Here is a 13,541-nt window from a genome sequence, read left to right as displayed (position 1 = left end):
CCGCCGACGCGCGGGCCGAGACGGCCGCGCGCATCCGCCTGCTTATTGGGCGAGCTCCAGGCTCATGTCCACCCGCACCGCGCCCGAGCCCAGCGCGCGGCCATACCACGGCGCGCCCTCGGTGGTCAGCAGCGACACCGGATCGTCCAGCTGGAACCACAGGCTGAACGGCAGCTTTCGTTTCTCCAGCCCTTGGGCGGGATCGCTGCCCTCGTCCAGCCAGGCGCCGGCGCTCAAATCGTGGCTTACCGTACCGGAACAATTGTCCGGCTCGCGCCGGCCGCCGCCGTCGGCGTCGAAGGTGAGCCAGGCCGGGAACAGCACCCCTTGCCGCGCATCGCTTTGCAGCGCGAAGCGGCACATGCCCTCCCGCTGGCTCGCGCCGTACTTGCCGTCCAGCGACAAGCTCGCCTTGACCGCGCCCAGGCCGCGCTGACTCAGGTAGCGCCGCGTCGCGCCGCGCTCCGGCCCGCCCGCCGGCGGCAGATTGGCCATTTGCGCGCGGATCAGATAATCCAGCCGAATCCGGCCGTCCGGCGCGCCCACCCAGCCGCTGCCGCGATTCGAACCCTCGCTGGCCGGCAATACCGAAACACTGGGCTTGGGCTGATAAATCCGCCCGATGGCGTATTTGGCGGCGGGCGGCTCCGCCTCCGGCTTGTCTTCGCTCAAGACCGCGCCCAGCTCAAGCGCGCGCGTGTTGCGGACGCCATCGTCAAAGCTTCGCGTCGGCACCTCCACCACCATGCTCTCGCTGCCCTGCGGCAAAGTCACCGCGCCCCAATCGCCGGTGTTCAGCGCGGCGGCCAGCACCTTGTCCCCGTCCTTCACCGTCACCCGGCCGCCCTCGTAGCCATCGTCCACGGCCTGGCCGTCCTGGGGCCGGGTCCGCAGCCACAGGGTTAGCGCCTGGGGCGCCGGCGCGTTCAAACGCAGCCGGTAACGCAGCGGCGCGCCGGCCGCCACATCGCCGCCGGACACCAGCGACTCCAGCGCCCAGTTCGGCACAATGGAGAAATCCTTGTCCAAGGTCTTGTCCCCCTCCAGGCTGACCGCGATATGGTAGGCGTCGCGGCGGCCGCTGACCGATTTGCCCTTGATGCCCAGCTGAAGCGTCCCCTTATTGCCCTTGGCGGGCTTGAACGTGAATACGCAATCCTTGCCGCATTGCGGCTTGATCTCGGTCTCGCCGAAATGGAGCGTGGGGATGCCCAGCCCCCAGGGCACGTCCTTGCCCGCCACGGTAACGGTCAGATTGCGCTTTCCAAGGGAGACCCCGTCGGTGAAGATCCGGTATTCCAAATCCTCCCCAACCCGGCCCTCGGCCGGCCCCTCGATCGAGGCCAGACTCAGGTCTTCCTCAACGGCCTTCACCGAGGGATAGGACCAGCCGGAATAGTTGTACTCGCAAGACAATCTAACAAGGCCTGGTTTTTCCCCAGCGTGGGCATGCAAGGAGAACTTCACCGGGAACAAATATTGGCTGGGCGAAACTGGCAGTGTTTGGCGGCCCGTCAAGGGCAGCCTGCCGATAAACGTTCCTTTGCTATCCTTGAGCTCGACAAAGTCGGGATCGCCAAACAACTTATTGGCAGTGCCCAGATCGCACTCCAGCTTGTGGTCATTCGTCCCCGCGCCAGGCCCATCGGCGATATCGATGGCGAACTCGACGTCGGTCTCCAAAGCGGTGTTGACCCTATCCGGGCTGACGCTAACCTTATTGATTCTCGCCGCGGGCTTCTCAAACCAGCGGAACCATGGCGGTTGAGCAACTTCCCGGCCGTTGAAGATCACCCCGACCTTCTTGGTCTCGGAACCCTTATCGATTGTGCACTCCTCCTTTGCAAAGCAGGCATGCTTAAAGTCGAAACTCAGCGCCTCGGTGCCTACCGGCAGTTTCAGCGTCTCGAGCAGATCAATGTCTTTCTCGCCGAGCATGGCCGGCAAAAACTTCACATGCGCTTTTTTCTCCAATACCGAGTCGCTGACGCCGGCAAACCGGATCTCGTTCGGCCCGCCCGCCACCACCGACTCATTCAGCATCAGAGTGATGGAAGCCGGCACCGTTTTCATCATGCCCTCGTGACTGGAGCCGAAGACGAAGTCCACCTCGCCGCCCGCCGCCTCTGGCTTGGGCGCGTCTAGCGGCAAGACCAGAACATCGTCGCGCTCCCCGGAATAAAACACGGCCTCCATCCCCTGCGCCTGGCGGCCGCGTCCGGCCGGCGGCAGAAACAGCTCCACCGCCTTGGCGCCGGCGAACGCCGCCGCTTCCACGCTCTCGCCCAGCCGGCGCCAAGGCTGCGTTCCCACCCGGAAACGCGCCTTGGCCGCGATCTGCGGGCCGCGGACGCTGAAGCGGACGCCGCCGCCGCTCTGCGCCTGAGACTCGCCTGCGACCGAGCGCAGCGCGCAGACCCGTCCCGCCATCCCGTCCACCGTCTCCGGACGGCAAGCGGCCTGCGGCGGGCCCAGGCGCAACATCGCGCTTTTTTCCGCCTGCGCCCGCACCGTCACCGGCTGGCCGCCGCGCTCCGCCTCCAGCGTCAGCAACTGGCGGCCGCCCAGGGGCAGACGCAGCCATTCCGCAAAGGCGCGCTCATTGAACACCGGATGGATTTGCCCCGGCTGCCGCATGGCGCGGCCAACGCTGACCCGCCCTTGGCGGTCGGAGAAACCGGCGATCAAGGCCGCGGGCAACGCCTGTCTGGCTTGCAGCTCGCCGCTTCGCCCGCTGGCCGTCTCCGCCTCCACATACCAGGTGGCGGCGCGCTGGCCCGCCCGCGGTCGCCGCGCGCCGTACAGGCTTTGCCCCGGCTCGGCTTGCAAGGTGGTGATGTAGTGTTGCTGGCTGGGTTCGTCCTCTATCGTCAGCAGCTTGAGCGCGCCGGCCTTGGCCTGCGGCGCCGGCAAATAGCCGTCCCTCAAGCTCAGCGCGAAGCGGTCCCCCTGGTGCTGGCGGCCGCTGGAATAGAAATAGGCCTCCACCAGCGAGGACAGCGCCTGCCCGCCCGCCAGCGCCGACGGCCCGCGCAGCAAACCGGACGCGGCCGGCAGGAACAGCTCCAGCTCACGGGCGCCGCTCAATTCGGCAACGGCCGCGCTCTCGCCCAGCCGCCGCCACTCCCGGCCCGCGCGGAAGCGCCCTCCGGGCAAGGGGCGCTTGGCGCGGACCAAGAGGCGGATGTCGCCGCCCGCGCGGCTCTCCGCCGCCAGCCGCCGCAACACGCAGCGCTGGCCGGCCACGCCGTCCACCGTGTCCGGCCGGCAAGCCGGCCCCTCCGGCGCGGCCAGGGTCAGCCTGGCCTGCTGGCTGGCGTTCAATTGGTAGCTGACCGCCTCCCCTCCGCTGCGCAAGCCCTCCACCGTCAAGCGCTGTTGCCCGCCCAGCGGCTGGTGCAGTAGCGCGGCGAACGCGGCCTCGCTGAACACCGGATTGAGATAGGGCGCGGCGGCGCTGAGGCCGCCCCGCACCTGGCCCTGAGCGTCGGCAAAACCGGCGAAACCGCCGGCGGGGCTGGCGCGGCCCAGCTGCTGCAGCGCGAACAAGGGCGGTCTCGCGCCGGCTTCCAGATACCAGGCGGCGGCGCGGCTGCCGTCTTGCGGATGGCGCTCGCCGTAAATGGCCTGGTCCCGGCTGCCGCTGACCGTGGTCACGTACTGGCGGCCGCTGGACTGATCGTCGATCAACAACAGGCCCAGCCGCGAATAGCGCCGCTGGACCGGCGGCTTGCCCCCGCCCATGGCGGGCAATTGCAGATTGAAGCGGTCGCCGCGGAACAAGCGCGAGCGCGAGTAAAAACCGGCCTCCACCAAGCTATCCAGCCGGATCTTGGGATGGGCGGTCATAAAGGCTTGCAACTGCTCCGCCGGCGGCGGCACAAAGAAGACCTCCACCGCCCTGGCGCGGGCGAAGACGGCGATGGGCACGCTATCGTTGATATGCCGCCATTCCCCGCCCACCCGGAAACGGGCCTTGGGCGTTGCCAGCATCTTGGCGCACACCGTGAACATCAGATCGCCGCCGCTGCCGGCATTGCTTTGGCCGGCAATGGTTCGCAACACGCACAGCTTGCCGGCGACGCCGTCCACCGTTTCATTGCGGCAGCTATTGGCCGGCGCGGGATTGAGGATCAGATGGGCGCGTTTGCTGAGCTGGGTCACAAAGCGGCGTTCGCCGCCGCCGGCCAGGGTTTCCACGAAGGACAGCTCGCGCGACGCGCCCGGCGCCGCTTTGGCGATGGTGTCGAAAGCCAGTTCGCTCAACACCGGGTTGACCTGGCGGCCCTGCGCCGGCCTGAAGCCGTCGCCGCTCAGGCCCATGGCCGCGCCGTGCGCGTCCGCCATGCCGCGGAAAGCCTGCAGCGGCTGCAACTGGCGGATCTCCCGCACCTGGGCGTCCGGCTGATGGGTATACCAGATGGCCACTTTCTTGGCGCCGCCGCGCGGCGCGCGCGCGCCGAAAACGGCCTGGGCCTGGCTGCCGGGCAGGATGCCGCCGCTGCTGCCCAGGGTGCTCAGATACTGAGTGCCGGCCAGCCGGTCTTCAATCAGGATCAAGTCCTGCTGGCTGCGCCACTCCTGCCGGTCCAAGGGTTCCGGCGGCTTGGCCGGCGCCGGAAGGGGCCGCACCGGGAGAAATCCCGCGCCGGGCGCGGCCTGCGAAACGCCGGCCGGCACCGCTTGCGCCAGCCCCGCGCCGAGGCCGGCCATGAAGATCAGAGTTGAGATCCAGTATTTCATTTCAGTCCGTCTGTCCTGCTGGGATGGGGTGATGAGGGGATTGCGCACGCCGGCTCAGCCTTCGTCTTCGCGCAAGGGCGCGTAAATCCGGTCCGCGTCCCGGCCATAGACGATCTTGCCCAGCCAGGCCGTGGCGCCGGCGTCCTTCAAATCCAGATTGACCCGGAAGCGTTCCGCCGCGCCGGGTTCGACGCTGACCTCCGGATAACGCTGATCCACGTCGATGGCGAAGTTGCCCTGCTCGTCGGTCCGGGCCTGGCCGATATGGTTGCGCACCATGACATGCCGCAGCGGCGCGCCGTCAACGCCGGTCAGCTGACCGAACACCGTCACCATCCGTTTGATCTTGGGCGTCACCCGCACCACATTGCCCGGATACAGCGTGTACTCATGGTCGGTGTCGGACACCTCGTAGCTGGCCTGCCCGCTTTCCGCGTCGCGCACATAGAAGTGATAAGTGTTGTAGGCCGGCGCCGCGATCCAATTGCGCCCCTGGCGCAAGCTGTGGCTTTGCTCGTTCAGCACCGCCTCCAGCGCGCCGTCCGGCGCTCCCGGCACATCGACGACGATGCCGGCCTCGTCCTGCCCGCCGCCGGCGGCGACCGCGCCGCCGCCCCAGGCCAGGCCGCCCTGCATATTGACGCTGGCGCTGCGGCTGTCCCGCTCCGCGTCCACCGACACATTGCCCTGGCCGTAGCGGCCGTTGAAGCCGACGTAAGCGCCGAAGCTGGAAGACTGGCCGCCTGCGCCTTCGCGGCTGATGCTGGCATTGGCGCCCACATCGTCGATCACGCTGTTTTCAAACGACTTGCTGGCCGACAGGTCCAGCGTGTCGCCGCCGTCTCGATGCGACATGCCCACGCTGAAATTGCCGTCCATGGCCAGGTTGAAAGTCAGCATCGCGTAATACTGCTGATCCACCGAGCCGCCGTTGAGATTGCGGCTGCTGCCGAGCTGCAACTGAGCACCGCCCCATTTGCCGTTGTACATCTGCCGCGAATAATCGGCGCGCATATAGCGATAACCGCTGCTCCGGTCCCGGTCGTAACTGAGGTTGATCGACCCGGCGTCCACGCCCCAGCCGTGCAAATTGAAATTGGCGCCCAGCGAATCGTAATCCCGGGCGTAGAAATTCAGACGCCGGCCCTTCGCGCCGCGCTCCCCGGTCAGCCACAGGCTGCCGATGCCGCGAGGCAGCGCCAGATTGAGCGTGCCTACCCGGCGCCGGGCGCCGTCGCTGGCCAACAGGTTTTGCACGCTGGCGCGCAGCGCGCTGGACAGCTGCCAAGAGGCGAAACCTTCCTGCACCGTGGTCTTGTCGTTTTGATACAGGGTCAGATTCCAGTCCACCTCATGCCACAGCGCCCCCACCGACACACCGAACAAGGGCCGGTAAGCCCCGCCCTCGTCCTCCGGCGCGCCCTGATCGCCGTAGCGGGCCATCGCCTCCCCGGCGCCGCCCCACAGCTGCCAGTTCAAGCCATCGCGCAGACTGGAGCCGCCCACCGGCTTGTTGATCCGGTACACGCGGCGGCTCTGCACCTGGCCGGCCACCAGTATCTCCACCTCCACGTCGTAGACGCCGGCCTGCAAGGCCGAGGTGTCCAGCCGGTGATTGCCCATGCCCAGCCGTTGCGTGCTCAACAAGCGGCCTTCGCGCTTGACGCGCACCTCCCCGGTGGCCGGCAGATAGACATCGATGGGATTCAAGGACTGGCCGGGGTCCAGCTTCAGAGTCTGGCTGACGTTGCCGTAGGAGAACCCGTACATCCGGCTGCCGTTCAAGGTGGACACATTGCCCAGGCTTTGCAGGTTCCAGCCGTCCACCATGCCCAGCGCCAGCCGCTTGCCGTCGATATCGCGCTCATACATGACGCGGTCCAGCGTTACGGACTGATCCTCCGCCGAATCGTCCAGATAGGCGGAGCCCATCACATTGACGTGGTCCACGCCCAAGGACGTGGTGTCGTCGAAAGTGAGATAGCCGGAAGAATGGCCGCGCCCCTGATTGCGCGAGCTATAGCCGTTGAACGCGTACTTGAGCACGCTGGACAGCCCGCCCGAGGACGGCGCCTGCAACACGGACTCCCGCAGATGCGCGTCGTCGGCGGCGAAACCGGCCGGCTCCAGAAACAGGTCCACCCGCATCGCCATCATGTCCAGCTGCAAGCGCTCAGCGTCGCCCAGACTCAAGGCCCCGCCCGGCGAAAACGTCCGCCCCGTCGCCTGCCGCAAAGCCTGGACCGCGGACGGGCTCAACACGCTCTTGTTGTTGGCCAGCAGCGGTTTGACCTTGTCCAGCCGCATCGAACCGTCGGCCTGCAGCCTCACCGTCAGCGTGGCCGACACCACGCCCTCGTCCGAGGCTTGCCGCGCCGAACGCGCCACCAGCGGCATGGACACACCTTCGCGCAGCAAATCCTTGATCTCCGCCGACAAGGCAAGCTTGTTTAACTGCACTTGCTGCGCCAAGGGCCGCCGCTCGGCATCCGCCGCCGCCGCCAGCGCCGTCTCCGCCAACAGCAGCGCACTTAAAAAAGCCATCCCGTTTTTAAGAACGATATCCCGCGCACGCTTCATCTCGCCTCACCCACCGTCGTCGCCGTCATGCGTCGTCAAGCGGCGCATCTTTCTCCGCGTCCAAGAATTTTCCATCCCGCTGCAACATCACTTTGTCCTGGCCCTGGCTGCTGTCTATCGTCTTGAAATTCACCGCGTAGCCCGGCCCAATCCAGTAGCGCTCCTTGCAGACCTCGCCCAGCCGCTTTTGCTTGCACGGCCCGTAGGCAATCGCCTGAAACGACACATTGCCCCGGTTTTCCAGATGGCCGCGCCGATAGGCGTAGTCAAAACGCGGCTGCTTCGGCAGCACCAGCAGATTGGTTCTGATGCCGGTCAAAAACTCGACGTCGCCGCTTTTCTCGGAATCCGCGCCCTCGTCCGCCAAGCCCAGCAAGGCGTTCTTCCAGGTCACCTTGTAATAGCGCTCCCTGTCGTCCTTGGGGCCGCTGTAAATGAAACGGACCGCCTGATCCTGCCCCCCGCCAGCAACACCCGCGCCGGCGTGAATTGCAGGCTGGCGCCGTCCGTATTCAGCTCGCGCGCGCCCTCGTAAGGCGAATCCACCTGCGTCACGCTCACCGACAGCAAAGACGCCCGCTGTTCGGTGTTTCTGGCGTGGATCGTGACGGCCTCTTTATTGGACGGCATCGCCGCCGTCATATCGGAAACCTGAATCGCCCCGGCCCATGCCGGCAGCAGCAAACAGGCCAAAGCGTGAAATCTGAAGCCCCATGGCATAAACGGAAACTCCTAAAAATAAAAAGGGAGCTAGGCTCCCTTTTTTGGCGCTACCCTTTGAAATCAGCGAACGGAGAATTGAGTATTCTCTTCTTCGGTTTTGACTGTTTTCTGCCAGGAGGCGTCCAGAATCAAATCGAATTTGCCCACATATTGGCCATCGCTCAATTTAGACGCTTCGGTCACCATGACGCCGCTGGAATCCTTGCCGCCGGCAAACTCCGCCTTCAGCTGAGAAGTGCCTTTATTCTCTCCGGCGATGGAAGCCACTTTCGCGAATTCGCCAAAACCGGACAGGCCGTCCAGATCCTTCGGTTCGGCCGACAGTTTCACCTGCTTGCCGGCATGGTCCGTCACGCTGAGGTCAAAATCCATTTCCCCGATGGACGCGGTATGGCTCAGCTGATGCTGGACCGAGGAGGCTTTTACCTTATAGCCGCTGATGGTGTATTCATCCGAATTCAGCATGCGGATATCGAAATCCAGGTTTTTGGATTCAATGGTTTTGGAAATCGGACTGTACACGAAATGCACATTCGGCTTTTTAGCCGTGATTTCGATAGCGTGCGAGCTATCCTTATCCGCGGTCACATCCCATTCGGCGGAAGCGCGAGTGGAACCAGGAATGGGGTCGGCGGCATGGGCGCCGACGCTGAATACCGCAGCCAGCAATGCAGGCAGCACGACTTTATTCATCATTTCGCTTTCAAGAGAGGTCTATAAAATAAAACCTGCAAATACGGCCTTAAGCTGTACTTGGCACGTCATTATCGAAAAGCCGCCGATCAAACTCTATAAGAGCACTCTCAAAACACCCGGCGGACGAGAACGCGCGGATGCCATCCGCCCCTCTCGACTCAGAGCGAATTGACCCGCCGGGGCGCAAAACTAAGGGGAAAAACACGAAGAAAGCCGGATGAAAGCGGAATGAAAATAGGATGAAAGCGGAATGCGGGAGCGGGATAAAAGCCTGTCCAAGAGGGCACTCACAGCCAGTCCCGCAGGGCCGGCAGCGCCCTCCCCGGCTTAGCGCCTCTTCTTCCGCCCCAGCTTGCGCGGCAAGGCGTCCAACTCGTCCAGGCTCAGGTAGAGCTGCTGCACCGCCGCCACATGCCGCGGCAGATCAATCTGCGCCACACCCAGGCTCAACAACATCTCCAGATAATTGAAGAAGCTCTTGCACATGCTGCGGCGGTGGCTGTGGTCGCGGAAATCCATATCGCAAGCGATGCGGAACAACAGCCCGCGCGCGGCGTGCTGGCGGTTGAGTTTCAGCAGCTGCGCCAGATGGGCCGCGTATTGACGGCCCAAGGCGCTGGCCTCGAACGCATTCTCCGCCTCGGCCGGCTGCCAGTAATGCGGATAAGTGCGGCCTTTGACGCGGCGGACAAAGGGCAGGCTGAGGTCTTTGGCTTCGCTGCCGACAAAACGGTAGCGCGAGCGCGGCCCTAGCGGCGGGAGTGGGGATGCGGCGTCCTGACGGATGTCTTGAGTTTCAGCAGGGGACGAAGAGAGATCGATGCCAAGCACCGGACGGACAAGCTTTACCATTTGCAACCTCCTGAGCAGAAGGGCCATGCCGCAAGGCGGCAGGGCGGGCACATGACAAGAGTTAGTCTACCGGTGGACTTCTACTAAAACCGGCGCGCCCGCGAGGGCGCCACTTGCCACGGCCCGCCCGAATAGGCAAAGCAATGGCAACGGATACGCTGTGGAAACAGCGCATCCGCGGTAGAAGTCCAAGTCGGGAGACTAAACCCGAGCGCCGCGATTGCTGCGGCGCGGGGGCTATTGTTGAGGAGGAGCGGGAGAGCGTCAAGCCGGCGGCACCCGGCAGCACAAGAAAGCCGAGCCTGGCGCGCCGCGCGCGGCGGAGGCAAGCCATCGCTGGGGCGCTGAAGCCGATCTGAAATAACGTTAAGAGCCGCTCACAAAACTCAGTTTTACGGCTAAGAACCTGTTTACGATCTCGCAAGCAAGGGCGAGGCAAGGCGTTGCGGCTGAAAAAGCGGAGTGTACATCCGGTATATGAGCATTTTGAAGATGTTTTCAACGCTGTATCGCCGACGCGCAGCGGATCGTAAACAGGTTCGCGCAACACAGCATCAGGGGTTTGGTTAGCGACCCTAAACAGACTGCTTCGCAAAATGCCGGCGCACCCACTGCTCGCACAACAGCCAAAGCTGCGGCGCGCCTTTTTGGATCACCGGGCCGTAACGGGACAGCACCTGCTCCAGCGAAACATCGTTCTGCGTCCAGGTCCCGCCGCCGGTAAAGACATTGATCAGCAAAGGCTGGAAACGGTCCAGCGCCTTGGCGAAACAGGCATCGGCGCTTTCCGCGCGCTCAAACTCGCGCCACAGCGCCAGCAGCTCAGCGCCCTGCTCCGGCGGCAGCAAGCCAAACAAACGCTCCGCCGCCCTCGCCTCCGCTTCCGCCTGCGCCCCAGGCACGGCCTGGCCGTGGATAGGGAAATCGCCGGCATCCACCTCCACCACATCGTGCAGCAGCAGCATCTTGATCACCCGCTCGGTGTTGACCGGGCCGCTGGCGTAATCGCCCAGCAGCAAGGCGTACATCGCCAAATGCCAGGAGTGCTCGGCCGAGTTCTCCCGGCGGCTCTGGTCCAGCAACGGCGATTGCCGCAGCACCGACTTCAAGCGGTCTATCTCTCTCAGAAAATTCAGTTGCCGTTCCAAGGCCGATACTTGCATTGCTTATCCCGCATTCAGATCTGTTTCGCCACGGAGGGGATTATAGCTGTGGTCTGGATCTGCACCACCATGGGATGAGGGAGAGCAGCCGCGTCTCATTACGCAGGTTGGGATGGGTGGGAAGGCAGTTCTGGCCAAGGAGCCAAGATTGATCTCTCTGTGCCCTCCTCATCCAGAGTGGCCGTCCATGGCGGCTTATCGTCGGCCAAGGCAGACGACCGTGCCGGCGATGAAAATGGCCGCTTTCCAATAGGAAGCAGCCAAAAATGTATTTAGTAAACGAGAGGCGACCCAGTAACACAGCGCTCACAACTCCTATCCCCATTGTTTCGCTGCCATCCCAGAGTATGATTCCTAATGCATCTGGACAGCACAGCAGGAAGATTCGAGGGAGCGATGAGTCAATACACTTTCGAGGTTGGTAAGCCCTACAAGCGCAGCCAAGTTTTAGAATCCATAGGACTAGACCCTGAAACCAAGGGAGGGCCTTGGTACACCGGGTATGCCGAACGCAATAGTGTTGATTTCATCTTCTGCAACGTAGGAACTCCTGGGCGTACAGGCCATGACTACGACAACCACTTCGATGGAAATGATTTGGTCTGGCGAGGTAAGACAACGAGCCATAAAGACCAGCCAACGATAAAGCGGATGACCAGCCCCGATGCGGAGGTACACATATTTTGGAGAGCCAACGAGCGCGACCCATTCACCTATGCTGGACAGGGCAAGGCTGTCGAGGTATCTGACGAATCCCCCGTGAAGGTCCGATGGCGGTTTCCCGATAACCATAAAGCACAAACCAAGAATACTCGCAGCCAGGAACGCCTACCCGCCGAGGTTCTTGATCGTGTATTGCCCGAGCATGTCTGGAACGCTGTGCAGATGCTACTGGGAGGATACGCAAACCATCAGTTCGCCGCCTCTACCGACTATGATCTTCTAGCCGATGGGGGCGTCAGGCTTCCCCCAAAGGCAGTTTTTGGCGTCGCAGCCAAACTAGGACTTGGATTCGAGGTCTTGCCAAAACACTTCACCGCCGGAGAAGACTCAGTCTGTTTCAGAATACTGCGAGATGCAGGGTACTGCATCGTCAAGAAGGGGGAAGAACTCCCGACCGTACCCGCTGAGTTATCTGCCGACGATCAAGATTGGGCTGAGGGTAATTCACGACTGGTCACTCACCTTGTCAAGGAGCGAGCAAAAGGACTGACACAGGCTAAAAAGAGCCATTTCAAAGGACTCCATGGCAAGCTTTACTGTGAGCGGTGTGGCCTGGACCCCGTGACACAATATGGCACTGTTCATGCCGAGTCTTGTATTGAGGTCCATCATCATGAGGTCCATGTGCGGGACATGCCAGAGCAACACCGCACAAAGTTGGATGGTCTCCAATGCCTATGCGCTAACTGCCACCGCCTTGTTCACAAGTTACTACGTGAGCAGGAGATTGGAGCCCGTTAGTCTGGGATGGGGCACGGGAAGATTGAATGCGTGCTATCGGCCAAGAGCAGACGTAGGGGGGGATTACCCCAAAACTGCCGTAGGCAAGAGACACTCATAGGATGACAGCCGAGAGTGTGGCTGGCACAATCCCTACGTCATTGGGCGATGCCACGTATGACTGCAATATATTCTTGTAGATATCGCCTGGAATCTTCCGCTCACCTGTATTGGCAAGACCTCCTGGCTGCCGTGCTGTCTAGCATATACGGCCCCATGCCATAACCATGCCGCTGTAATGCCATCAATTTTACTATGCAGCTTGCGAGGAAGATCGTTCCTCATTGCCCCAATGGTGTTCCGTCAGACCTGTCGGAAATCGCGGCACAATTCATTGCAGGCGGAGTCAAGCTCATTGGAGTCGTTGGCACGGAGTGCGAAGAGGCCGAAAATATCGTCGATGAAGTGTCAGTCAAAGCTGGATCTCCCAAGAGGAACTTCATCCTTACTTCGTCTCATCCGGCGGAATCCTTGCAAGATGCAATCGAGTTCGCAGAATTCCTTGATCGCGAATATGAAAGGTGCCGTCCAGGTTGTAGAGCTTCCATGAAAACCCGCATTGCTCGTAGTAATGTTAAGCGCCCTAACCAGTCGCTCGAACCGACGTCCCTCAGCAAGCCTCTGCACGCGGCTCAGCTTCAACGTTAGGTGTAGACTAATGCCCGTTCCGACGACCTCATTGCCAGGCATCAAAAAACTCTATTGTTATCCCCATGCTCCCAACGATTGGATTGCGCACATTGGGAACGTTGATTACGTCATTCCCAAGGTGCGCTTAAACCAAGATTCCGATGTGCAACGCAAAGTTGCCGATGGATACATTCACTGGAACGATTTGTTTAATATCGCGAGTCATTTTCTGACCGCCGATGGACAATGGAAGATGCTGGGTATTCGTGCACCAGATTGGACGCCACTCTGGCTAAAAGTAATCGGCGCCGGCAGCATCGTCGATTTTGAGGTTGGTTTGGAGCTTGTGGGCGATGACTATGGCGATTGGATTGTGACTATTAAAAACGGAGCCGCAGTTCATGCTATACGCGTCAACGCCTAACCCCTCGCTCAAGCCGGCGGCCAAAAGTGGCGCTTTTGGCTTCGCTACGGCGCGGCTTAGCTCAAACATTAGGCCCAAGATGAGAAACACAGCGATAGCCGCCTCACTTACGTTGCTCCTAAGTGCTTGCGGTCACATACCTGTGCCGCATCAAAGTTACGAGGGCCCACCGAGGCCACAGACTGAAATTGCCACCATCTACGCTGATTGGTTGGCGGGTGCCCAGG

The 13,541-nt window shown here is 62.3% G+C and carries 9 protein-coding genes; 2 read left to right on the top strand and 7 right to left on the bottom strand.

The features are described from left to right. Positions 1-42: 42 nt before the first annotated feature. From HQN78_RS20835 to HQN78_RS20805, 7 genes are all read right to left on the bottom strand, one after another. Complete coding sequence (locus HQN78_RS20835; protein ID WP_235085949.1) at positions 43-4,743, bottom strand: hypothetical protein; 4,701 nt, start codon at positions 4,741-4,743, stop codon at positions 43-45. Positions 4,744-4,797: 54 nt separating this feature from the next. Next, positions 4,798-7,287 carry a CS1-pili formation C-terminal domain-containing protein gene (locus HQN78_RS20830; RefSeq protein ID WP_235085947.1) on the bottom strand — a complete coding sequence of 830 codons (2,490 nt, stop codon included), beginning with the start codon at positions 7,285-7,287 and terminating at the stop codon, positions 4,798-4,800. A gap of 61 nt (positions 7,288-7,348) precedes the next feature. Next, positions 7,349-7,717: a hypothetical protein gene (locus HQN78_RS20825; protein WP_235085945.1), complete on the bottom strand. Its 369-nt coding sequence runs from the start codon at positions 7,715-7,717 to the stop codon at positions 7,349-7,351. After that, on the bottom strand, positions 7,714-8,043 hold the full coding sequence (locus HQN78_RS20820; protein WP_235085943.1) for a hypothetical protein: 330 nt from the start codon (positions 8,041-8,043) through the stop codon (positions 7,714-7,716). Before HQN78_RS20820 ends, HQN78_RS20825 begins: the two co-directional genes overlap by 4 nt. 63 nt (positions 8,044-8,106) lie before the next feature. Next, on the bottom strand, positions 8,107-8,742 hold the full coding sequence (locus HQN78_RS20815) for a hypothetical protein (RefSeq protein WP_107800894.1): 636 nt from the start codon (positions 8,740-8,742) through the stop codon (positions 8,107-8,109). A 327-nt stretch (positions 8,743-9,069) separates the two neighbouring features. Further along, positions 9,070-9,594, bottom strand: coding sequence for a hypothetical protein (locus HQN78_RS20810; protein WP_235085941.1), 525 nt, complete (start codon positions 9,592-9,594; stop codon positions 9,070-9,072). 575 nt (positions 9,595-10,169) lie between these two features. Next, positions 10,170-10,757, bottom strand: coding sequence for an HD family hydrolase (locus HQN78_RS20805; RefSeq protein WP_235085939.1), 588 nt, complete (start codon positions 10,755-10,757; stop codon positions 10,170-10,172). Between the two features lie 357 nt (positions 10,758-11,114). On the opposite strand from HQN78_RS20805, the gene HQN78_RS20800 reads away from it, so the two are divergent. Beyond that, complete coding sequence (locus tag HQN78_RS20800) at positions 11,115-12,221, top strand: hypothetical protein (RefSeq protein WP_235085936.1); 1,107 nt, start codon at positions 11,115-11,117, stop codon at positions 12,219-12,221. Positions 12,222-12,918: 697 nt separating this feature from the next. Beyond that, positions 12,919-13,314: a hypothetical protein gene (locus HQN78_RS20795; protein ID WP_235085934.1), complete on the top strand. Its 396-nt coding sequence runs from the start codon at positions 12,919-12,921 to the stop codon at positions 13,312-13,314. The last annotated feature ends 227 nt before the right edge of the window (positions 13,315-13,541 follow it).

The organism is Chromobacterium sp. Beijing, assembly GCF_021496765.1.
Classification (GTDB): domain Bacteria; phylum Pseudomonadota; class Gammaproteobacteria; order Burkholderiales; family Chromobacteriaceae; genus Chromobacterium.
The sequence above is the reverse complement of the archived record's forward strand: the minus strand, read 5'-3'. Positions and strand labels throughout refer to the sequence as shown.